Origin of the sequence: Microbacterium sp. dk485, assembly GCF_004570445.1 — a bacterium.
GTDB classification, from domain to species: domain Bacteria; phylum Actinomycetota; class Actinomycetes; order Actinomycetales; family Microbacteriaceae; genus Microbacterium; species Microbacterium wangchenii.
On record NZ_SPQW01000001.1, the window covers coordinates 1,727,414 to 1,748,707 of the forward strand.

Consider the following 21,294-nt stretch of genomic DNA (forward strand, 5'->3'; position numbering starts at 1 on the left):
CGAAGGAGTGGCGATGACGGCACCTTCCGCCTTCAGCAGAAGGCAGTTCCTCGGACTGGCGACGGCGCTGGCGGGAACGGCAGCGCTGGCGGCCTGCACCCCCGGTGCGGTCACGCCCGGCGCGCGCCCACTGGAGTTCTGGCATCTGCTCAGCGGTGCCGACGGCGTCACGATGTCGGGGCTGATCGACACCGCCAACGCGGGGCAGAGCTCCTACCTCGTGCGCCCGACGGTGCTGTCGTGGGGTGAGCCGTATTACACCAAGCTCGCGATGGCGGCCGCCGGCGGGCGGGCGCCGGACCTGTCGGTCATGCACGCGTCGCGCGTGGTGGGGTACGCCCCCGGTGGCCTCCTGGACCCGTGGGATGTGGGCCGGCTCGCCGAACTGGGGGTCGAGAAGAACACGTTCCCCGCGGCGATCTGGGAGAAGGGCTTCGTCGGCGACGACCTCTACAGCCTGGCGCTGGACGCGCACCCGTTCATCCTGATGTACAACACCGAGATCTGCGAGCGCGCCGGCGTCTTGGACGGCGACGGGCGGCTGCGTCCGGTGTCATCGCCGGAGGAGTTCCTCGAACTCGCCCGCGCTGTGGCCGGGGAATCGGAGGGCCACGGCCTGTCGTACGGGTACCTCGGCGACGGCGCCCAGATGTGGCGCCTGTTCTACACCTTCTACACCCAGCACGGGATGGAGATCGGGCTGCCCGAAGGGGGCAGCGCCGACATGGACGACGACGTGGCGGTCGCGTCCCTGACGTTCATGCAGCAGCTCCTGGACGGCGAGATCGCCGCGCGCGAGAACGACTACCAGTCCGCGATCGCCGAATTCGCAACCGGTCGGAGCGGACTGTTCCTCACCGGCGTGTGGGAGCTGCGCTCGATGCAGGAGCAGGATCTGCCGCTGGACGCCACGATCATCCCCAGCCTCTTCGGAACCCCGAGCGTCTATGCCGATTCGCACGCGTTCACCCTGCCCCACCAGAACGCCCCCGACCCGCAGACCCGCGACCTCGTCTACCGGTTCGTCGCCGACATCCTGAAAGGCTCGTTCGACTGGGCCGGGGCCGGGCACATCCCGGCGTACCTGCCCGTGACCGAGGCGCCCGACTACGCCGACCTGCTTCCGCAGGCCCACTACGCCGAGGCCGCCGAGTACGTGCGCTACGACCCGCCGGCGTGGTTCACCGGTTCGGGGTCGCGCTTCCAGGCCGAGTTCGGCTCGGCGGTGCAGAACGTGCTGCTCGGCGGGGACGACCCCTCCGCGGCGATCGCGCGGTTCCGCTCCCGGCTGGACTCGCAACTGAGAACGCCCAATCCGGCCAACCCGGAAGGGGGCACGGCATGACCGCCACCGCATCCGCCCCCACGACCACGACCGTGGTGACCGGGCGCGCCGCCGCCGGCACCCGGCGCCATGCGGGGGAGCGACGGAAGGCGGCCGCGGCGTGGGGCTTCCTCGCGCCCTTCCTCCTCGCTTTCCTCCTGTTCCTGGTGTGGCCGCTCCTGCACGGGCTGTATCTGAGCTTCACCAACCAGTCCCTCACCGGCGCCGGGGGAGCGTTCGTGGGATTCGCGAACTACGCCGAGGCGCTCACCGATCCGGTCATGTGGCGCTCTTTGGGGAACACCGCGTGGTTCACGATCCTCTCCACCGTGCCGCTCGTGCTGGTCGCGCTGGTCATGGCGCTCCTCGTGCACCGCGGCCTTCCCGGTCAATGGCTGTGGCGGCTCTCGTTCTTCCTGCCGTATCTGCTGGCCTCCACCGTGATCTCGCAGATCTGGGTGTGGATCTTCAACCCGCAGATCGGCGCCGCCAACCGCATTCTGGAGTCCTTCGGACTCGAGCCGCTCGCCTGGCTGCAGAGCCCCGACACCAACATGTACGCGATCGTCATCGCCACGGTGTGGTGGACGGTGGGCTTCAACTTCCTGCTCTACCTCGCAGCGCTGCAGAACATCCCCGAGCAGCAGTACGAGGCGGCGTCCCTCGACGGCGCAGGGCCGTGGCGGCAGTTGTGGTCGATCACCCTTCCGCAGCTCGGTCAGGTGACGGTGCTCATCGTCATCCTGCAGATCCTGGCCTCGCTGAAGCTCTTCGACCAGGCGTACCAGATGCTCGGCGGCATCGCGAGCGACACGACCCGCTCGATCGTCCAGTACATCTACGAGGCGGGGTTCGTCGGCTACCGCTTCGGGTACTCCGCCGCCATCTCGTACGTCTTCTTCGCGATCATCGTCATCATCGGCGTCATACAGGCGTTCGCACTGCGTCGCCGGGGGGAGCAGTCATGAGCACCACCGCGCAGGCCCGCGCCCCTCTCGCCACCCCCGAGGGCGCGGCGGACACCCCCGATCGTGTCCGGAAGCCGGGCGCCCGTCGGTTCAGCCTTCTCAACGTCCTCGCCTTCATCGCCCTCGCCCTCATGGCGATCGGCTGGCTGCTGCCGTTCCTGTGGGCCGTGGCGACGTCGTTCATGACCGAGACGGATGCCGCGTCCGGGGGGAGCTGGATCGGAGCGACCGGTCCGACCATCGACGCGTATTCCACGATCCTGGCGCAGGGGAACGTCTACATCTGGGCGTTCAACAGCCTGTGGACCTCCGCCGCGGTCACGCTCATCACCATCGCCATCTCCGCTCTCGCGGCCTACGCGTTCTCGCGGCTGGAGTTCCCGGGCAAGAGCTTCCTCTACGGCGTCGTGATCGCCTCGATCGTCGTGCCGCCGCAGGTGCTCATCATTCCGCTGTTCTACGAGATGCTCGCCTTCAACCTCGTCGACACCCCCCTGGGGCTGATCCTGCCGCAGGTCGTCGCGCCGGCGATGGTGTTCATCCTGAAGAAGTTCTTCGATCAGGTGCCCATCGAGCTCGAGGACGCGGCGCGGGTGGACGGAGCGGGGCGCGTGCGCGTGTTCTGGTCGGTCGTGCTGCCGCTGTCGCGCGGCATCCTCGCGGCCGTGGCGATCTTCGTCTTCATCACGACCTGGAACAACTTCCTCTGGCCCTTCCTCATCATCAACGACACCAACCTGATGACGCTGCCGGTGGGCCTGCAGACCGTCATCAGCGCGTACGGCGTGCAGTACGCGCAGATCATGGCGCAGGCCGTGCTCGCCTCGGTGCCGCTGATCGTGCTGTTCCTGATCTTCCAGAAGCAGATCGTCCGCGGCGTGGCCACGACCGGCTTCGGCGGCACCTGAGCCGTCTGCGCAGCATCCCCACCCCTCGTCGAACAGGAGAACCATGCCCCGCGCCCGCATCGTCATCGACCGCGACTTCACCGTGGGCGAGGTGCCCCGACGGCTCTTCGGCTCGTTCGTCGAGCACATGGGCCGCTGCGTCTACACCGGCATCTTCGAGCCGGGGCACCCCGAGGCCGACGCGCGCGGGTTCCGCCGCGACGTCCTCGCACTGGTGAAGGAGATGGGGCCCACGGTCGTGCGCTACCCCGGCGGCAACTTCGTCTCGGGGTACCTGTGGGAGGACGGCGTCGGGCCGGTGGCCGAGCGGCCGCGGCGTCTCGACGGGGCGTGGCACACCGTCGAGACGAACGCCTTCGGCCTGCACGAGTTCGTCGAGTGGGCGCGTGAGGCGAACGTCGAGGTGATGGAGGCGGTGAACCTGGGTACGCGCGGCGTCGAGGAGGCGCGCGCGCTCGTGGAGTACGCCAACCACCCGGGCGGGACGTACTGGTCGGACCTGCGGCGGCGCAACGGGTCGCCCGAGCCCTTCGACATCCGGCTGTGGTGCCTGGGCAACGAGCTGGACGGTCCGTGGCAGATCGGGCACAAGACCGCCCACGAGTACGGCCGGCTGGCGCAGGAGACGGCGAAGGCGATGCGCTTCGTCGACCCTGACCTCGAGCTGGTCGCGGTGGGGTCGTCGAACCGGCAGATGCCGACCTTCGGCTCGTGGGAGCACACCGTCCTGACCCACGCGTACGAGGAGGTGGATTACATCTCCATGCACGCGTACTACCAGGAGCGCGACGAGGATGCGGCATCCTTCCTCGCCGAAGCCGTCGACATGGATGCGTTCATCGAGGGCGTGATCGCCACGATCGACGCCGTCAAGGCGGCCGGCAAGCACACCAAGCAGGTCGACATCTCCTTCGACGAGTGGAACGTCTGGTATCAGGAGGGGCTGCAGACCGACGACCAGCCGCACTTGGTCGCGCGGCAGTGGCGGGAGCATCCGCGGCTCATCGAAGACACCTACTCCGTCACCGACGCGGTCGTCGTCGGCACGTTCCTGCACAGCCTGCTGCGCCACGGCGACCGCGTGCGGATCGCCAATCAGGCCCAGCTCGTCAACGTCATCGCCCCGATCCGCTCAGAGGAGAACGGCCCGGCGTGGCGGCAGACGATCTTCTGGCCCTTCGCCCGCATCGCGCAGCTGGCGCGCGGCCGCATCCTGCGCCTGGCGGTGGAGTCGTCGCAGCTGGCGACGACGAAGTTCGGCGACGTGGATGCGGTGGATGCGGCGGCCACGTGGGACGAGCAGTCGGGCCGCGCCGCGCTGTTCCTGGCGAACCGCTCGCTGGACGAGGAGGCTTCGGTGACCCTGGAGGTGCGCGGGCTCGGGGTCACGGGCGTGCGGGACGCGGAGGTGCTGACGCTGCCGGAGGGCGGCGACCGGCACGCCGCCAACACGCAGGACGCCCCCGACACGGTAGGGCTGGTGCCGCTGCGCTCCGTCGGACTCGAGGACGGCACGCTGCGCGCGACGCTGCCCCCGCTGTCGTGGGCCGTGGTGCAGCTGGACGTCGCCCGCACCTGACCCCCGTCCCTCGGCCCGATCCCACGTCCGCGCCTGTTCGATGCGTCCGCGCCGTTAAGAAATGGCGCGGATGCACGGATGTGGCGCGAACGTGGGGCTGAGCCTGGGGCGGGACGGGGCCGGGCCGGGAGGCGGCAGGACTGTCGCCATCCCACAACGGAGTGTGCGTGGGTGGCCGGGGAAGCTACGATCGCGGATCGTGAATCTCCTCTGGCGCACCCTCCTGGTCATCGCCCGTGCTCGGCGCTCGGTGCGCCGCTCGGGGAAGCGGCTCCCGCCCAGCGCGGTCGGCCGCATCCGGCTGACCACGCTCCCCACCGACATCGACATCCTCAAGCACATGAACAACGGCCGCTACCTGTCGGTGTTCGACCTGGGGCGGTGGGATCTGCTCGTGCGGACGGGCCTGCTGGAGGAGATGAACACTCACGGGTGGTACCCCGTCGTCTCCAGCGAGACGGTCACGTTCCGAAAGTCGCTCAACCTGTGGCAGCGCTTCGAGCTGGAGACCCGCCTCATCGGCCACGACGACCGGGCGCTGTACCTCGAGCACCGGGCGGTCGTGCGCGGCGAGATCTACGCGCGGGCGATCATCCGCGCCCGCATGCTCAAGCGCTCGGGCGGCACCGTCGACCACGACGAGCTGTTCACCGCGCTCGGCTACCCCGAGGGGCTGCCCGACGTCGAGTCGTGGGTGCACGAGTGGGCCGCGGCATCCGCGCTGCCCTCGCAGCGCCGGCCCGCCCCCAGCGTGTGGGACTGATCAGCCGGCCGCGTACTGCCCCACCATCGAAGGGATCGTCCATCGCGTCGAACTGAGCTCGTGGCTCCACTGCGTGAGCGCGACCTCGTCGGAGATGCCGAACAGCTCGTTGGGTGTCGGTGCATCGTTCCAGGTCGGATCGACCACCTGCCACTTGCCGTCCATGAACGTCTTGTTCCAGGCGTGACCGGTCGCGTTGGCGTTGCCCAGGACGTACACGGTGTCGATCCCGGCCTCGTCGGAGAGGGCCTTGTAGGCGAGGGCGTACCCGGCGCACACCCCCGACCCGCCGAGCAGGATCCCGTCGGCCCGCCACGCCGGCGCGTACTCCGGCGCGTACCAGCGGCTGCGGTCGGCCTGGACGGCGTCGAAGGCGACGTAGTCGTACTCGGCGTGGGCGGTGATCCAGTCGTTCAGGGCGAGCGCGATGTCGCGCTCGCCCATGCCGTCGCGGACGACCTCCGCGACGACCGCCTGCGCCTTGGCGCGGGTCTCCTCCTGCACGCGGCGCATCTCCTCGACGGGGAGCGGATAGTCCACCTCGAGCACGAGGCGCTCGTCGACCTGCCGGAAGCTGTAGGTGCGCACCATCGCGTACGGGGTCTGACTGATCACGGCCTCCACGAGCTCGCCGGGCGCGAAGGGGTTGGCCACCGCATCCATGTCGATGCGCTCGTTGCCCGCGATGAGGTTCGCTGCGACGTATTCGCCGATCTCCCCGAACTCGTCGGGCAGCGGGAAGTCCACGTCGGGCGCTTCCCGGGACACGGGAGCGTCGGACGCGGGCGTGGCCAGCTCCTGGTACGACGATTCGAAGATGCCGGTGGGGCGGGGGAGCGCTGCTTCCAGTCGTGCGCGCACCCCCTCGACGAACGCGTCCCACGTGCCGTCCACGTGATCCCAGCCGAGCGAGACCGCCGCGACGGTGCCCGGCACGCGCGCGTGGATGTAACCGATCGCGCCCTCGCGTTCGGCGCGGTCGAAGACGAGCGGCACGTCGCCCTGGGTGGCTCCCACAGTGAGGGTGCGCGCGGTCGTGGGAAAGCTGTCCAGCGTGCCGGTGTACACCGTCGTGGTGCCGGCGGGGCGTTCGATCGACACCTCGCCGGGCAGCATCGCGTTGAGCATGCGGCCGTCGAAGCGGTCGATGAACGAGCGGGCGCCATCCGCGCCGATCGCCATCAGGCCGTAGCCGATGGCTTCGCCGTTCTCGAGGGCGAGGTACGCCCCTCTCAGGGCGCAGTTCTGCACGCTGTCGCCGATACCGCTGAACCAGCAGTCCGCGGTCTCGACATCCCGCGTCGACCAGGCCGTCGCGGAGCCGTCCACCGTGCCCAGCGCCTCGTAATCGGTGTACCCGAGGTCGGGATTCGTCGTGGCCAGCAGCGGCACGTACTCCACGGCGCCCTCGACCGGTGCCCACGTGAGTTCGAGGAATCCGTCGGCGGCGGCGGTGTACTGCACCTGCGGGGTGGCCGGCACCTCGGTGGTCGGACGCACGTGCGCCATCGTCACGATCGGCTTGTCGAACTCCTTGCCGTCGGGGTCGAGGTACTGCACGACGTACAGCGTGTCCATCGGCGCCCACGACCGCCGCTGGTCCTCCTCGAAGAGCGGATCGGCGTCGGCGTTTCGGAACTTCGGCGGGGAGGGTGAGAGCGTGACGGAGTGGTCGATGGACGACGAGCCGAGGTAGTAATCGGCCAGCTGGCTGAAGTCGGAGTCGTAGTAGGCGGCCACCATCGCGGTGTTGCGCTCGTTGTTCTCGTACGCCGCGTCGTCGTAGGGCTCCGGGTCGACACGGAACCGGAAGGTGAGTTCCTCATCGTCGGCGATCGTGATCGCGGCGGTGTAACGGAACTCGTCGGACTCCGAGACGATGTCCGTCGGCAGCCTGCCGGCGGCGGCGGTGCTGGTCAGAAGCGGACCGGCGGATGCCACGCCGAGGGGGATCGCGGCCACGGCGAGCAGGGCGCCGACGGTGAGCATGGCGATGCCGGCCGCCCGCTTCTTCGGAGCGGATACGGCGGGGGCGGCGGTCACGCCGACCGCCGTGGCCGTGGCGGCGCCGGTGGCGTCGACCCCGTGGACGTACCACTGCTGCGACGAGGCATCCCACACCTGCACCTGCGTCCACTGGCCCTGGATGAACTGCCAGCCGTCGCGGTAGTGCGGGTTGGCCGGGTCGTAGTGGGCGTAGTGGGGGCTGGGTGCGGCCGCTGTCGGCCCCGCCGGTTCCGTCGGCGCAGGGGCCGGACGGCGCCGCAGGCGACGGGCGCCGAACACCACCAGCAGGACGCCCGCGACCAGCAGCAGAACGGCTGCGGCGATACCCACCCACCAGAGCACGGAAGCGAGCACGTGTTCCCCCTCGGAACGCGCCGTTCCGGACCCCCGCCGGACGCACGTGGTGCCAGGTTATCGAGCAGTTCACCTTTACGGACACTCTTGACGGCACGTCCGGCGGATCGATACGGAAGTCGGTCGGTCGTGAGGCGGCACGGAGAGTTGCCGTGGCGCGCGGCACGGCGCATCCGGGCGCCGGGGGCACCTGCCTAGGCTGTCGAGCATGAGCACGACTGCGCCCGCGCTGCCGCCCGACCTCGCGGACCGTGCCGTCGAACTCGCCGCCCGGTGGGTGTCCGAGTCCTCCGCCGAGCCGGCGGATCGGTCCGCGCAACGCCTGGCGGGCGTGCTCCGCGATCCGCAGGGGCTGCCGTTCACGATCGGCTTCGTCGACGGGGTCATGCGCCCCGAGAGCCTCTCGGCCGCTGCATCCCAGCTGCACCGCATCGCCCCGCTCGTGCCCGATTTCCTGCCGTGGTACCTGCGCGGCGCCGTCCACGTCGGCGGTGCCGTGGCGCCCGCGCTCCCCGCCCCCATCGTGCCGATCGCGCGCCGCGCACTGCGCGAGATGGTCGGGCACCTTGTGGTCGACGCCCGCCCCGCCAAGCTCGGCCCGGCACTCGCGAAGCTCCGGGAGAACGGCGCGCGGCTCAACCTCAACCTGCTGGGCGAGGCCGTGCTGGGAGAAGCAGAGGCCGAGCGTCGGCTCGACGGCATCCACGAGCTCATCCGCCGACCCGACGTCGACTACGTCTCGGTCAAAGTGTCGGCGATCGCGTCGCACCTGTCGCTGTGGGCCTTCGACGACATGGTCGAGCGCGTGGCCGAGCGCCTCATGCCGCTGTACCTCAGCGCCGCCGCCGACGGCACGTTCATCAACCTCGACATGGAGGAGTACCGCGACCTCGACCTCACGATCGCGGTGTTCACGCGCGTCCTGGAGGATCCGCGCCTCGCGGGGCTCGAGGCCGGGATCGTGCTGCAGGCGTACCTGCCGGACGCGCTGCCGGCCCTGCGGGAACTGACCGCGTGGGCGCGTCAGCGGGTGGCGGGAGGTGCTGCGCGCATCAAGATCCGCCTCGTAAAGGGCGCCAACCTCGCGATGGAACGCGTGGACGCGGTGCTCCACGGCTGGACGACGGCCACCTATGACAGCAAGCTCGACACCGACGCGAACTACCTGCGGTGCCTCTCCGAAGCCCTCCGGCCCGAATCGACCGCCGCGGTGCGGGTGGGGGTGGCCGGCCACAACCTCTTCGACATCGCCCACGCGTGGCTCCTCGCCACCGAGCGCGGGGTCACCGCCGACGTCGAGGTCGAGATGCTCCTGGGCATGGCCCAGGGGCAGGCCGCTGCCGTGGCCCGTGAGGTCGGGGCCGTGCTGCTGTACGTGCCGGTCGTGCGGCCCGACGAGTTCGACGTGGCGATCAGCTACCTCGTGCGCCGCCTGGAGGAGAACGCGGCGGGGGAGAACTTCCTCTCCACGGCGTTCGATCTCGCAGATGATCCTGAGCTGTTCGCCCGCGAGCGCGAGCGGTACCTGGCCTCCGTCCAGCGCGCCGCCGATCCGCGACTACCCGTCGGCGCCCGGCGCAGCCAGGAGCGGGAGGGCGAGCCCGCGCCGGACGCGCCGCGCATCCTCCGCGACCCCCCGGCCGCGGAGGAGGGACTCACCCAGGCGGTGCTCGGCATCGCGCGATCGGCCACGCCGGACGACGACGATCCCGGCCGGGTCGTCTTCGGCGGGGAGGCGTTCGTGGAGACGGCGGTGTACTCCGCGCGGGAGGACGACGAGGCCGCCGTCGGCGCGCCCGGGTTCCGCAACGCCCCCGACTCGGATCCCGCACTCCCGGCCAACCGGGAGTGGGCCGCCGCGGTCCTCGCCCGTGTGCCCGCCTCGGTCGGCGGCGACGCCGTGCTGGCGGATGCGCGCGTGGCGGATGCGGCGGTGCTGGATGCCGTCGTGGGCGGCGTGCGGGACGCATCCGCCGCCTGGGCGGCGCGCCCCGCGGCGGAGCGCGCGGAGATCCTCACGCGTGCGGCCCGAGTCCTGGCCGCACGGCGAGGGCTGCTCATCGAGGTCGCCGCCTCCGAGACCGGCAAGGTGTTCGCCGAGGCCGACACCGAGGTGAGCGAGGCGGTCGACTTCGCCGACTACTACGCCGCGACGGCGCGCGAGCTCGACCGCGTCCCCGGCGCCGTCTTCACGCCGGCACGGGTGACCGTCGTCGCCCCGCCGTGGAACTTCCCCCTCGCCATCCCCGCCGGCGGCGTGCTGGCCGCGCTCGCCGCCGGCAGCGGCGTGGTCTTCAAGCCCGCACCGCAGGCCCGCCGCTGCGCCGCCGTGGTCGCCGAGGCCCTGTGGGACGCCGGCATCCCCCGTGAGGTGCTCGCGCTCGTCGACCTCGACGAGGAGACCCTCGGTCGATCGCTCATCGAGCATCCCGCCGTCGAGCGGGTCGTCCTCACCGGGTCGTGGGAGACCGCGCAGCTGTTCCGCTCCTGGCGCCCGGACCTGCCGCTGCTGGCCGAGACGAGCGGCAAGAACGCGATCGTCGTGATGCCCTCCGCCGACCTCGACCTGGCGGCATCCGATCTGGTCCGAAGCGCGTTCGGGCATGCCGGTCAGAAGTGCTCCGCCGCGTCGCTGGCGATCCTCGTCGGTCCCGTCGCGCGGTCGCGGCGATTCGCTCAGCAGCTCGTGGACGCCACGACGTCGCTGCGGGTGGGCCCCGCCTCCGATCCGCTGAGCGAGGTCGGCCCCCTCATCGAGGCGCCGCAGGGCAAGCTCGCGTGGGCGCTGACGACGCTGGACGAGGGGGAGCGGTGGCTGGTCGAACCGCGGGAGCTGGACTTCGGCCCGGAGGAGGCCGGTCGATACTGGACCCCCGGCATCCGCACCGGCGTGTCGCCCGGGTCGCGCTTCCACCGCGAGGAGTTCTTCGGACCCGTCCTCGGCATCATGCACGCGTCCTCCCTCGCGCAGGCCGTCGAGCTGCAGAACGCCGTGGAGTACGGCCTCACCGCGGGGCTGTACACGCAGAATCCCGGCGATCTCGCGCTGTGGCTGGACCGCGTGCAGGCGGGGAACCTCTACGTCAACCGCGGCATCACAGGCGCGATCGTGCAGCGCCAGCCCTTCGGCGGGTGGAAGCGCTCCTCCGTGGGCCCCGGCGCCAAGGCCGGCGGCCCGAACTACCTCGTCGGTCTGGGGTCGTGGCGGGGAACCAGCGGCGGACCCGCATCCTCGACCCTGCACCTGCGCGGGCTCGATTCGCGCATCACGGGCCTCATCGAGGCCGCGCAGTCGACGCTGCACTACGAGGCGTTCGAGTGGCTCCGCCGTGGCGCCCTCTCGGACGCGATCGCGTGGGACCGGGAGTTCGGCCGCGTGAAGGACGTCTCCCGTCTCGGCGTCGAGCGCAACCTGCTGCGCTACCGGCCGGTCGACGGCGTGGCGGTGCGGGCGACGGCGGATGCTCCGTGGCAGGCGGTGCTGCGCGTCGTGCTCGCGGGCGTGCGGGCGGGCGGGGGCTTCACGCTGAGCACCCCGGTGGGGCTCCCCGGCGAGGTCCGGCGCGCCCTGGGCGACCTCGGCGTCCCCGTCGCCGTCGAGACCGACGAGCAGTGGATGCAGCGGATGGTCGCGCCGAGCACCCCGGACGGCGACGAGGCCGCAGCATCCGCCCCTCGCCCTCCGCGCGCGCGGCTGGTGGGCGCGCGCGAGAGCGTCACGGCGCTGCACCGGGCGCTGGCCGCGGCGGTCGCCGGGGATCCGGATCTCGCCGTCTACGCCGACGAGGTCACCACCGCCGGGCGTCTCGAGCTGCCGCCGTTCCTGCGCGAGCAGTCGATCTCGATCACGGCGCACCGCTACGGCACGCCCGACCCCTGGAGCGCCGCCGTCATCTGACCCGCCCCGCCCGCCGCCGGCCCCGCCCGCCGCCGGGTGAGACACCACATCCCGTCCGAAACACCCGGCGACGCGCGGTGTTTCGGACGGGATGTGGTGTTTCGAAGGTGGCGCGGGCCGCTCGCCCCCGGGCGTGGGCGCGTGGCACAATGGTCGCGGCGTGCCCGGATCGCCGGCTTCACAGAGCTCCGCCGGGCCCGGGGACAGCGTCCGCCGCACTCATCCGAGGAGCTGTATGTCCACGCACGAATCCGTCGCCCCCGCTACCGGCACCGAGCGCATCCAGCAGCACCGCCGCTACCTCATGTGCCGTCCCGAGCACTTCACGGTCAGCTACAGCATCAACCCGTGGATGGAACCCTCCCGCCCCACCGACACGGCCCGCGCTCTGCAGCAGTGGCAGACGCTGTACGACACCTACCTCGCGCTGGGTCACGACGTCGACCTCATCGACCCCATCGACGGCCTGCCCGACATGGTCTACACCGCCAACGGCGGGTTCCTCATCGACGGAGTCGCGTACGGCGCGAAGTTCCGCTTCGCCGAGCGGGTGCCCGAAGGTCCGGCGTTCATGGAGTGGTTCGCGGCGAACGGCTTCGACGTCGTCGAGCCGGCCGAAGTGAACGAGGGCGAGGGGGACTTCCTCCTCGTCGGCCAGACGATCCTCGCCGGCACCGGGTTCCGCTCCACCGGAGACAGCCACCGCGAGGTCGGCGAGGTGTTCGGCCGCGAGGTCGTCTCCCTGACCCTGACCGACCCCCGGTTCTACCACCTCGACACCGCGATCGCCGTCCTCGACCCGGTCGAGGGGCCCGGGGGAGCCGAGCGGGCCAACATCGCCTACCTGCCCAACGCCTTCGACGAGCGCAGCCAGGCGATCCTGCGCGAGCGCTACCCCGACGCGATCCAGGTGTCGGATGCCGACGGCGCGGTGTTCGGCCTGAACTCCGCCAGCGACGGGCGCAATGCCATCATCTCCCCGCGCGCGACCGGATTCGAGGCGCAGCTGCGCGAGCGCGGCTACACGCCCATCATGCTCGACCTCTCCGAGCTGCTGCTGGGTGGCGGCGGCATCAAGTGCTGCACGCTCGAACTGCGGGGAGCGGTCCGATGACCCTGCGGCTGGACACCGGGACGATGCACATCATCGACGACGAGCGCGAGCACGTCGCATCCAACTACGCGCCCCTGCCGGTGGTCATCTCCCGCGGCGAGGGATCGTGGGTGACCGACGTCGAGGGCAAGCGGTACCTCGACCTGCTGTCGGCCTACTCCGCGCTGAACTTCGGTCACGGCCATCCGGCGATCCTCGCCGCCGCCCGTGAGCAGCTCGAGCGGCTCACCCTGACCAGCCGCGCGTACCACAACGACCGGCTGGGGCCCTTCGCCGCTGCGCTGGCCGACCTGTGCGGCAAAGAGCTCGTGCTGCCCATGAACACCGGCGCCGAGGCCGTCGAGACCGGCATCAAGGTGGCCCGCGCGTGGGGGTATCGCGTCAAGGGGATCCCGGCGGATGCGGCCACCGTCGTCGTGGCCGACGGCAACTTCCACGGCCGCACCACCACGATCGTGGGGTTCAGCGACGACGCGGCCGCCCGTGACGACTTCGGACCCTTCGCCGCCGGGTTCGTCCGCGTGCCGTTCGGCGATGCCGCCGCGATCGAGGCGGCCATCGACGAGAACACCGCCGCGGTGCTGATCGAGCCCATCCAAGGCGAAGCGGGCATCATCGTGCCGCCGGAGGGCTACCTCCGCGCCGTCCGCGAGATCTGCACCGCGAAGAACGTGCTGTTCATCGCCGACGAGATCCAGTCCGGCCTCGGCCGCGTGGGCACGACCTTCGCGTGCGACCGTGAGGGCGTCGTGCCCGACGTCTACCTGCTGGGCAAGGCGCTCGGTGGCGGCATCCTGCCGCTGTCGGCCGTCGTCGCCGACCGTGACGTGCTCGGGGTCATCCGCCCCGGGGAGCACGGCTCCACCTTCGGCGGCAACCCGCTGGCGGCGGCCGTCGGGCTCCGCGTGGTCGAGATGCTCGCGTCGGGGGAGTTCCAGACCCGCGCCACGGCGCTCGGCGAGCACCTCCAGGGGCGGCTGGCCGAACTCGTCGGCTCGGGCGTCACCGCCGTCCGGGCGGCCGGGCTGTGGGCCGGCATCGACATCGATCCGGCCGTCGGCACCGGGCGGGAGGTCGCCGAGCGGCTGCTGGCCCGCGGCGTCCTGGTCAAGGACACGCACGGGCAGACGATCCGCATCGCCCCGCCGCTGGTCATCCGCGCGACGGAGCTGGACTGGGCCGTCGAGCAGCTCAAGTACGTCCTCGACGCGTAGCCCACCCCCGCCCGAGATCAGGAGAATCGCCCGATTCAGGATGCTCCGGGCCCAATCCGTCCTGATTCCGGCGATTCGCCTGATCCGGGCAACGGGCGCGGGCGCATCCGGTCGATAATGACAGGGTGACGACGGCGCGCGAGAGTACGACAGCGGACGGGGCGCGTTCGCTCATCGACCGGGCGTTCGCCATCCTCGGCACGTTCCAGGGCGGACGCGTGCGGCAGTCGCTCTCCGACATCTCGCGGCGCACGGGGCTGCCCATCGCCACGTGCCACCGCATCGTGGGCCGGCTCACCGAATGGGGGGCGCTGGAGCGGGACGGCGACGGGCGGTACAACATCGGGCTGCGGCTGTGGGAGGTCGCGTCGCTGGCACCCCGCTCGGTGGGGCTGCTGCGCCTGGCCCGCCCCTACCTCCTGGACCTGTACGAGACGACGGGGTACGCATCCCACCTCGCGATCCGGGAGGGCCTGGAGCTCGTCTCGATCGAACGGGTGCAGAGCCCGCGCAGGCAGGTGCGTCGGCCGCTGGCCGGAGCCCGCTACCCGCTGCATGCCACCGCGATCGGCCTCGTCCTGCTCTCGCACGCGCCCGACGACGTGCGCGCGCAGGTCCTGGCCGGCCCGCTGCCGGCCTTCACGCCTCGCACGTACACCGATCCGGTGCTGCTGGATCGGCTCCTCGGCGACATCCGGCGGAGCGGCTACGCCGTCAGCGACCGGCAGATCGACGACGTCCACATCGGCGTCGCAGCGCCCATCCACGGCGTGGACGGATCGGTCGTGGCCGCCGTCTCGCTGGCCCTGACTGAACAGGACGTGGACGGCAAGAACATGATCCACCTCGTGCGCCTGACGGCGACCTCCATCGGCCGCGCGCTCGTCGCCGCCGGATACGGCCGGCCCGACAGCTGACGGCGGGTCAGCGCGTGAATGCGCTGAGGCCGGTGATGGCCCGCCCGACGATCAGCGCGTTCATCTCGTGCGTGCCCTCGAAGGTGTACAGCGCCTCGGCGTCGGCGAAGAAGCGGGCGACGTCGGTGTCGACGCGGATCCCCTCCGCGCCGCAGATCTCGCGGGCGAGGGCCACCGTCTCGCGAGCCCGGTCGGCGACCCAGCCCTTGGTGAGGGCGGCATGGACCTCCTCGGCTCGGCCGGCATCGCGCAGCTCGGTCATCCGCACCGCCATCGCGAGAGTGGCGGTGGCGTTCCCCAGCATCCGCGCCAGCTTCTCCTGCACGAGCTGGAATCCCGCGATCGGCCGGCCGAACTGGGTCCGCCGCATCGCGTAGCCCAGGGCCGCCTCGTACGCGCCGGCCTGCAGGCCCGCCGCATTCCAGGCGACGACGTAACGCAGCTGGGCGAGGATCGCCGCGATGTCGGCGAACGAGTCGATGCGGGCGAGCCGGTCGGTCTCGGGCACCCAGACGTCCTGGAGCCGGATGTCGCCGTTGCGCACCATCCGCAGCGCGAGCTTGCCGGTGATGTCGCTCACGGTCACCCCGGGCGCTTCCCGCGGGACGAGGAAGGCCTTGGCTCGTCCGTCGGCGGCGTCGCGGGCGACGACCACCATGACCTCCGACAGTGCGGCGTTGCCGATCCAGCGCTTGTGGCCGCTGATGCGCCAGCCCTCGCCGTCGCGTGTGGCGATCGTCTCCATGCCCCCGGCGACGTCCGAGCCGTGACCGGGTTCGGTGAGCGCGAAGCATCCGGTCAGCTCGAACGAGGGGATGCGGGGGTCCCACCGTGCGATCTGCTCCGCCGATCCGCCACTGCGCACGAGCGTGCGGAACATGCCGACCTGGCCCCCGTACAGGGTGCCGATGGACATGTCGAAGCGCGCCAGCTCGAAGTGGCGGAACCCGACGTACACGGCACGCGGCAGGCCGTCCTCGCCCAGCAGCGCGGGGTCGTCCTCCAGGCGGAGCGCGGCCAGTTCGGCGCGGAGGTGTGCCGGGCTGTGCGCGTCCTCCCACCACTGCGCCAGGTGCGGCCGGGCGCGGGCGTCGAGCAGTTCGCGCAGCTGCCGCAGTTTGTCGTGCTCTCCCGGGGTGAGCCGTTCGGCGAAGCCGAAGAGGTCCACGGGCGCGGCTGCGTTCACGACGACAGGCCCAGCAGGCGGGCGGCGTTGTCCTTCAGGATCATCGCGCGCGCCTCCTCCGGAAACTCCAGGCCGTCGAAATCCCGCAGCCACCGGTCGGGGGTGAGGGCGGGCAGATCCGTGCCGAACAGCATCTTGTGCGTGAGGTAGGTGCGTGCGGCCCGCACGAGGGCGGGGGAGAAGTACTTGGGCGACCAGCCGGAGAGGTCGATCCAGGTGTTGAGCTTGTGCGTGGCGATGGAGATCGCCTCGTCCTGCCACGGGACGCTGGGGTGGGCCATGATGATCTGGAGATCGGGATGCCGCGCGGCGACGTCGTCCAGCAGCATGGGGTTCGACAGCGCGAGCCGGAATCCCCAGCCACCCGGGGTTCCGGCCCCCGCCCCGGTCTGTCCGGTGTGGACGAGGACCGGCACCTGCAGCTGTTCGATCGCCGACCACAGCGGGACGAACTCCTCCGCGGAGGGATCGAAACCCTGCACCGACGGGTGGAACTTGAAGCCGCTCACGCCGAGCTCGCCGACCTGCCGCTGCGCCTCCTCCACGGCCGCTTCGCCCTGCAGGGGGTCGACGCTGCCGAACGGGATGAGCACATCGCCGTTGCGGTGGGCCCCGGCGACGAGGTCGTCGATGCTGTTGGGCGCGTGGTCGAGGTTCGTGGTGGCGTCGATCGTGAACACCACGGCGGCCATCCCGCGTTCGCGGTAGTACTGCGCCGTCTGCTCGACGGTGCGGGGCGGCTCGCTGCTGCCGAAGTAGGCCGCCATCGCGGCCGACAGCTGCGGCGGCGACGCGGTGCGTCCGCTGCCGTCGACGTGCACGTGGGCGTGCATGTCGATGGCGCTGATCGTGCTCAGGTCGATGGTCATCGTGCCCCCTGTCTGGATGCGTCCCGCTCCCGGGACGCGTCTGCCTTGACCCGTGCGAGCTCCACCTTCCCGGTGGGGCTGCGCTCCAGTGATACCCGGATGAAGAAGTGGCGCGGCTTCTTATATCCCGCCAGATGCTCGTCCAGATGCGACACCAGCGCGTCCAGATCGATCTCGGCGTCCTCCACCGGCACGATCATGGCGCTGACCACCTCGCCGAAGCGCTCGTGCGGCAGGCCGAAGACGACCGCGTCGGCGACACTCGGATGTGCCAGCAGCTGCTCCTCGACCTCGGCGGGGAACACCTTCTCGCCACCCGTGTTGACCACGGCGCTCAGGCGCCCGAGCAGCTCGATCGATCCGTCGCCGCGGGCGCGGGCCCAGTCGCCCGGAACCACGTACCGATGCTCCCCGATCGTCGGGAACGCGCGGGCGGTCTTCTCCGGGTCGCCGTGGTAACCGCGCGGGAGCACGCCGCGGAAGGCCAGGATCCCCAGTGCCCCGGGCTCGAGGGGGATCTCGGTGTTGTCCTCGCTCAGCAGCACCGTGCCCGGGGTGAGCATGAAGCGCGCGGGCAGGTCGTCGGCCGAACGTGTGGTGCCGAACGCGAACGGGCCGCCCTCACTGGAGGCCAGGAGGTCGACGATCATGATGTCGCCTTGAGCGTGGAGCCGCCGTTTGACCGCATCGCCGAACCGCATCCCGGAGCTGAAGATCGAGTCCACGTGGGGCAGGCCCCGCCCCTCCGCCTCGACCGCCTCGACGAACGGCAGCGCGACCGCATCGCCGGCGACCACGAGCCGCGTGACCCGGTGCTCGTGCACCAGGCGCAGCGCCGCGGCGAGGTCCAGGTGGGCCTCGTCGTGCAGCACGAGCGTGCCGCCGAGGGCGAGCGTGCCCATCGACATCGACTGCGCGGTCCCGTGCAGCATGGGCGGCAGTGGCAGGGTCGCCACGCGCGGTGTGGTGGGGTCGGTCGCGATGCGCACCGCGCCGGCCAGGTCGGCCGGCGGCTCGATGCCGATGACGCCCCATGTCGAGTGGCGACGCGCCTCCAGCAGCGTGTCCATCTCCCACACCACCGCCTTGGGCATTCCCGTGGTTCCACCCGTGTACAGCCGCAGGTGCGCGCCCCGCGGTGCCGCGGGCGGCAGCGCGCCGCCGCCGGCGACGATGTCGGCATAGGCGGCGGCGCCGGCAAGGGCCGGTCCGCCGTCGTCGACCGAGATGAGTGCAACCGGCGGGTCGATCCCGGCCGCCGCCTCCTGCGCGACGGCGCCGAGGGAGGTCGGCGCGATGAGCACCTTGGCCTGGCTGTCTTCCAGGAGAGAGCGCACTTCACCGGCCCGGTAGCGGTAGTTGATCGCGACCGGTGCCGCCCCGATGGCCAGGCACGCCCAGAAGAAGGTCAGATACTCCGTCCGGTTGTACAGCAGCAGGGCTGCGGCATCGCCCACGCCGACGCCCTGCGCGCGCAGGTGGCGGGCCAGCGCACCGGCCTCCGCCGCGAAGCGGGCGTACGTCATCGTGTCGCGGCGCGTGATGATCGCCGGGCGCTCCGGGTCGGCAGCCGCGATGCCCCGCCACAGATCGCTGTAATGGATGCCGCTCATGCCGGCTGCTCCCGGCGCGACGGCGGTCCCGACAGCTGGGCTCTCGCGGCGAACCGCTCCGACCACGCGCGGTCGATGGCCTCGGCGCTCCACCCTCCGAGCGCGTCGTCCGTGGCGAGGATGTCCGGGTGCGCGTACAGCGTGAGCCGGTCGCCGCCGATCCCGATCGCCTGCCCTGTCACGTGCGCGGCGCGGTCCGAGGCCAGCCAGACCACGAGCGGCGCGACGTCGTCGACCGATCCCAGCGCCCGTTCGCGGCGGAGGTGCTCCGGGATCGGCAGACCGGCCACGTGGTCCTGGTAGGCCTGCGTGTACTCGGGGATGGTCGCCGTCATGGGGGAGAGGGCGGTGGGCACGATGGTGTTGACCGTCACGCCGGCGCGCGCCAGCTCCAGCGACCACGTGCGTGCCATGGCGACGATCCCCGCCTTGACCGCGGAGTAATTGGTCTGCCCGAAGCTGCCGAACTGCCCCGCCGGAGAGCCGACCAGGATGATCCGGCCGCCCTCGCCGCGGTCCCGGAAGTGCTGCGCGGCCGCCCGGCCGCACGTGAACGATCCGCGCAGGTGCGTCTCGACGACGGCGTCGAAGTCCTCGTCGGTCATCTTCCACAGCACGCGGTCGCGCAGCACGCCGGCATTGGCCACCAGCACGTCCAGGCGGCCGAACTCGGCCACGGCCCGCTCGACCAGCGCCTGTGCGGTCGAGGTGGGGCCCACCGGTCCCACCTCGGCGACGGCCCTGCCGCCGGTCTCGGTGATCTCGGCCACCACGGTGTCGGCGGCGGCCGCATCCACGTCGTTGACCACGACTGCCGCGCCCGCCTCGGCCAGGGCACGCGCGTAGGCGCGGCCGAGACTCCGGCCGGCCCCTGTGACGATCGCGACCCGATCGTCCAGTCGCACCGCGCTCACCGGAAGTGCCTCAGCACGAGCTCGGCCACGACGGCGGGCTTGGCGCCGCCACCGTCGACCTCGAACGCGAGCGCGAGCGTCACCTGCACCGCATCCTGCCTCTCCTCGACCTCGGCGATGCGTCCGCTCACCCGGATGCGCGAGCCGGAGGGCACAGGGGCGGGAAAGCGGATGCGGTCGAAACCGTAGACGATACCGGTGGTGGCGCCGCTGACGCGGTAGATCTCCCTGAGCGGACGGACCACCATGCTCAGGGTCAGCATGCCGTGGGCGATGCGCCCGCCGAACGGGCTCGCGGCCGCGGCGGCCTCGTCCACGTGGATCGGGTTGTCATCGCCGGTCAGATCGGCGTACACGTCGATGTCGTGCTGCGTGATGGTGTGCCACGCGGAGGGGCCCAGCTCCCGCCCCTTCTGCCCGCTCAGCTCTGAAAGCGCGATCGCCTCGGTCGTCATGTCGTCGTCTCCCTTTCCGCCTCCCGGCGGGTCGTGATGATGGCCCGGCCGGTGATCTCCCCGCGAGCCAGCGCCGCATAGGCCGCGTCGGCGTCCTCCAGCCGGTACCGTCGGGTCACCAGCCGCTCGGTGTCGTAGGCGCCCTGCGCGGCGAGGGAGGCGACGACGGGCAGGTCCTGCCGCGTCCGGCCGCCGAAGGAACCGACGATGTGCTGTCCGCGGCGCACCAGCGGGGTGATCTCCACCTCCGCCGCCGTGCCGGTCGGAGCGATGCCGATGGCCACGAGCCGGCCGCCCTCGGCGATCATCGCGAGGGCCTGCCCGAACGTCTCCGCGCGGCCGAGCGCCTCGAAAGCGACATCCACGCCCCCGGTGGCGGCGCGTACTGCTGCGACCGGGTCTTCTGTACGGGCGTTCACCAGCACGGTGGCGCCCAGTTCGCGCGCCGCCTCCAGCTTGTCGGCGGCGATGTCCACCGCGACGATCGTGGTGGATCCCGCCGCCCGCGCCATGGGGATGAGGCTCGAGCCCACCCCGCCGACGCCGACGATCGCGACGGTGGTCCCCGACTCCACCTGCGCGGCGCGGAACACCGCGCCGTAGGAGGTGAGGCCGGCGCATCCCAGCAGGCAGGAGGTCTCCGGGTCGAGCGTGTCCGGCAGCTGCGCCAGCGCGGAGATGGGGACGACGCAGTATTCCGCCAGTCCGCCCATCGAGTACATGGCCAGGAACGAGCCGTCCGGCATGCGGAGGCGGCTGCGGCCGTCGAACAGCGTCCCCTCCAGCCGGTTCTGCCGGAAGAACTCGATGCACAGGTCATCCCGCCCGCGCCGGCATTGCCGGCAGGAACCGCACGGCATGATGAAACCCGCAACGACCGTGTCGCCGATCGCGAAGCCCCGCGCATCCTCTGTCCCCTCGCCGATCGCGACGATGCGCCCACTGACCTCGTGCCCGAGCACCGCCGGCCGGGGGAAGGCGACCTCACCCTTCATGACGTGCAGGTCGGTGTGGCACACCCCGCATGCGATCACTTCGAGCAGGACCTCGTCCGGACCGGGGGTGGGGGTCGGGATCTCGCGCACCGTGAGGTTCGGGGCGCCGCCGGCGAGGATGGCGGCCCGCATCGTCGCGGGTATGGGTGGCTGCACCGACGCTCCCTCTGTCGTGTCTGCTCTTCAGCATCCTGTCCGGCGCACACCGGCTCGAGC

Annotated in this window: 16 protein-coding genes; 9 read left to right on the top strand and 7 right to left on the bottom strand. The window is 71.4% G+C overall.

The genetic code is table 11. From position 1 onward, the window contains the following. The first annotated feature begins 13 nt into the window (after positions 1-13). From E4V99_RS08130 to E4V99_RS08150, 5 genes are all read left to right on the top strand, one after another. Positions 14-1,345, top strand: a complete 1,332-nt coding sequence (locus E4V99_RS08130) for an extracellular solute-binding protein (RefSeq protein ID WP_135116891.1) — start codon at positions 14-16, stop codon at positions 1,343-1,345. Next, a complete protein-coding gene (locus E4V99_RS08135; RefSeq protein WP_135069705.1) occupies positions 1,342-2,292 on the top strand; it encodes a sugar ABC transporter permease in 951 nt (316 codons plus the stop codon). The genes E4V99_RS08130 and E4V99_RS08135 overlap by 4 nt, the downstream gene beginning before the upstream one ends. Further along, positions 2,289-3,200 carry a carbohydrate ABC transporter permease gene (locus E4V99_RS08140; protein WP_135116893.1) on the top strand — a complete coding sequence of 304 codons (912 nt, stop codon included), beginning with the start codon at positions 2,289-2,291 and terminating at the stop codon, positions 3,198-3,200. The genes E4V99_RS08135 and E4V99_RS08140 overlap by 4 nt, the downstream gene beginning before the upstream one ends. A 43-nt stretch (positions 3,201-3,243) precedes the next feature. Continuing rightward, on the top strand, positions 3,244-4,779 hold the full coding sequence (locus E4V99_RS08145; protein ID WP_135116895.1) for an alpha-N-arabinofuranosidase: 1,536 nt from the start codon (positions 3,244-3,246) through the stop codon (positions 4,777-4,779). Positions 4,780-4,978: 199 nt separating this feature from the next. After that, entirely contained in the window at positions 4,979-5,542 is a 564-nt protein-coding gene (locus tag E4V99_RS08150; protein ID WP_135069696.1) for a thioesterase family protein, read from the top strand. Here the strand turns inward: E4V99_RS08150 and E4V99_RS08155 are convergent, their stop codons facing one another. Beyond that, the gene (locus E4V99_RS08155) at positions 5,543-7,903 is read right to left on the bottom strand and encodes a transglutaminase family protein (RefSeq protein WP_135069693.1); all 2,361 of its coding nucleotides are present in this window, start codon (positions 7,901-7,903) and stop codon (positions 5,543-5,545) included. A 208-nt stretch (positions 7,904-8,111) separates the two neighbouring features. Between E4V99_RS08155 and E4V99_RS08160 the strand changes: the two genes are divergently transcribed. The 4 genes from E4V99_RS08160 (at position 8,112) to E4V99_RS08175 (ending at position 15,046) form a co-directional block, all read left to right on the top strand. Beyond that, positions 8,112-11,801, top strand: coding sequence for a bifunctional proline dehydrogenase/L-glutamate gamma-semialdehyde dehydrogenase (locus E4V99_RS08160; protein WP_135116897.1), 3,690 nt, complete (start codon positions 8,112-8,114; stop codon positions 11,799-11,801). 235 nt (positions 11,802-12,036) lie between these two features. Then, on the top strand, positions 12,037-12,915 hold the full coding sequence (gene ddaH, locus E4V99_RS08165) for a dimethylargininase (RefSeq protein ID WP_135116899.1): 879 nt from the start codon (positions 12,037-12,039) through the stop codon (positions 12,913-12,915). Beyond that, a complete protein-coding gene (rocD, locus tag E4V99_RS08170) occupies positions 12,912-14,129 on the top strand; it encodes an ornithine--oxo-acid transaminase (RefSeq protein WP_135116901.1) in 1,218 nt (405 codons plus the stop codon). The genes ddaH and rocD overlap by 4 nt, the downstream gene beginning before the upstream one ends. A 125-nt stretch (positions 14,130-14,254) precedes the next feature. Continuing rightward, positions 14,255-15,046 (top strand): IclR family transcriptional regulator, encoded by a 792-nt coding sequence (locus E4V99_RS08175; RefSeq protein ID WP_135069670.1) that lies wholly within the window; start codon positions 14,255-14,257, stop codon positions 15,044-15,046. Between the two features lie 7 nt (positions 15,047-15,053). On the opposite strand, the gene E4V99_RS08180 is transcribed toward E4V99_RS08175, so the two are convergent. Genes E4V99_RS08180 through E4V99_RS08205 form a run of 6 tightly spaced genes read right to left on the bottom strand, consistent with a single transcriptional unit; the run spans position 15,054 to position 21,234 of the window. Beyond that, entirely contained in the window at positions 15,054-16,232 is a 1,179-nt protein-coding gene (locus tag E4V99_RS08180; RefSeq protein WP_135116903.1) for an acyl-CoA dehydrogenase family protein, read from the bottom strand. Continuing rightward, positions 16,229-17,101, bottom strand: a complete 873-nt coding sequence (locus E4V99_RS08185) for an amidohydrolase family protein (RefSeq protein ID WP_135069663.1) — start codon at positions 17,099-17,101, stop codon at positions 16,229-16,231. The genes E4V99_RS08180 and E4V99_RS08185 overlap by 4 nt, the downstream gene beginning before the upstream one ends. Beyond that, positions 17,098-18,714 carry an AMP-binding protein gene (locus E4V99_RS08190; RefSeq protein WP_135116904.1) on the bottom strand — a complete coding sequence of 539 codons (1,617 nt, stop codon included), beginning with the start codon at positions 18,712-18,714 and terminating at the stop codon, positions 17,098-17,100. Before E4V99_RS08190 ends, E4V99_RS08185 begins: the two co-directional genes overlap by 4 nt. Next, a complete protein-coding gene (locus tag E4V99_RS08195; RefSeq protein ID WP_209305600.1) occupies positions 18,711-19,628 on the bottom strand; it encodes an SDR family NAD(P)-dependent oxidoreductase in 918 nt (305 codons plus the stop codon). Before E4V99_RS08195 ends, E4V99_RS08190 begins: the two co-directional genes overlap by 4 nt. After that, positions 19,625-20,083 carry a MaoC family dehydratase gene (locus E4V99_RS08200; RefSeq protein ID WP_135069658.1) on the bottom strand — a complete coding sequence of 153 codons (459 nt, stop codon included), beginning with the start codon at positions 20,081-20,083 and terminating at the stop codon, positions 19,625-19,627. Before E4V99_RS08200 ends, E4V99_RS08195 begins: the two co-directional genes overlap by 4 nt. Then, positions 20,080-21,234: an alcohol dehydrogenase catalytic domain-containing protein gene (locus E4V99_RS08205; RefSeq protein WP_245233140.1), complete on the bottom strand. Its 1,155-nt coding sequence runs from the start codon at positions 21,232-21,234 to the stop codon at positions 20,080-20,082. Before E4V99_RS08205 ends, E4V99_RS08200 begins: the two co-directional genes overlap by 4 nt. Between the last annotated feature and the right edge of the window lie 60 nt (positions 21,235-21,294).

What these genes read in the sequence shown, in the direction of transcription:
- E4V99_RS08130 (WP_135116891.1), top strand. Translation starts at nt 14, where the DNA reads ATGACGGCACCTTCCGCCTTCAGCAGAAGGCAGTTCCTCGGACTGGCG.
- E4V99_RS08135 (WP_135069705.1), top strand. Translation starts at nt 1,342, where the DNA reads ATGACCGCCACCGCATCCGCCCCCACGACCACGACCGTGGTGACCGGG.
- E4V99_RS08140 (WP_135116893.1), top strand. Translation starts at nt 2,289, where the DNA reads ATGAGCACCACCGCGCAGGCCCGCGCCCCTCTCGCCACCCCCGAGGGC.
- E4V99_RS08145 (WP_135116895.1), top strand. Translation starts at nt 3,244, where the DNA reads ATGCCCCGCGCCCGCATCGTCATCGACCGCGACTTCACCGTGGGCGAG.
- E4V99_RS08160 (WP_135116897.1), top strand. Translation starts at nt 8,112, where the DNA reads ATGAGCACGACTGCGCCCGCGCTGCCGCCCGACCTCGCGGACCGTGCC.
- ddaH (WP_135116899.1), top strand. Translation starts at nt 12,037, where the DNA reads ATGTCCACGCACGAATCCGTCGCCCCCGCTACCGGCACCGAGCGCATC.
- rocD (WP_135116901.1), top strand. Translation starts at nt 12,912, where the DNA reads ATGACCCTGCGGCTGGACACCGGGACGATGCACATCATCGACGACGAG.
- E4V99_RS08185 (WP_135069663.1), bottom strand. Translation starts at nt 17,101, where the DNA reads ATGACCATCGACCTGAGCACGATCAGCGCCATCGACATGCACGCCCAC.
- E4V99_RS08190 (WP_135116904.1), bottom strand. Translation starts at nt 18,714, where the DNA reads ATGAGCGGCATCCATTACAGCGATCTGTGGCGGGGCATCGCGGCTGCC.
- E4V99_RS08200 (WP_135069658.1), bottom strand. Translation starts at nt 20,083, where the DNA reads ATGACGACCGAGGCGATCGCGCTTTCAGAGCTGAGCGGGCAGAAGGGG.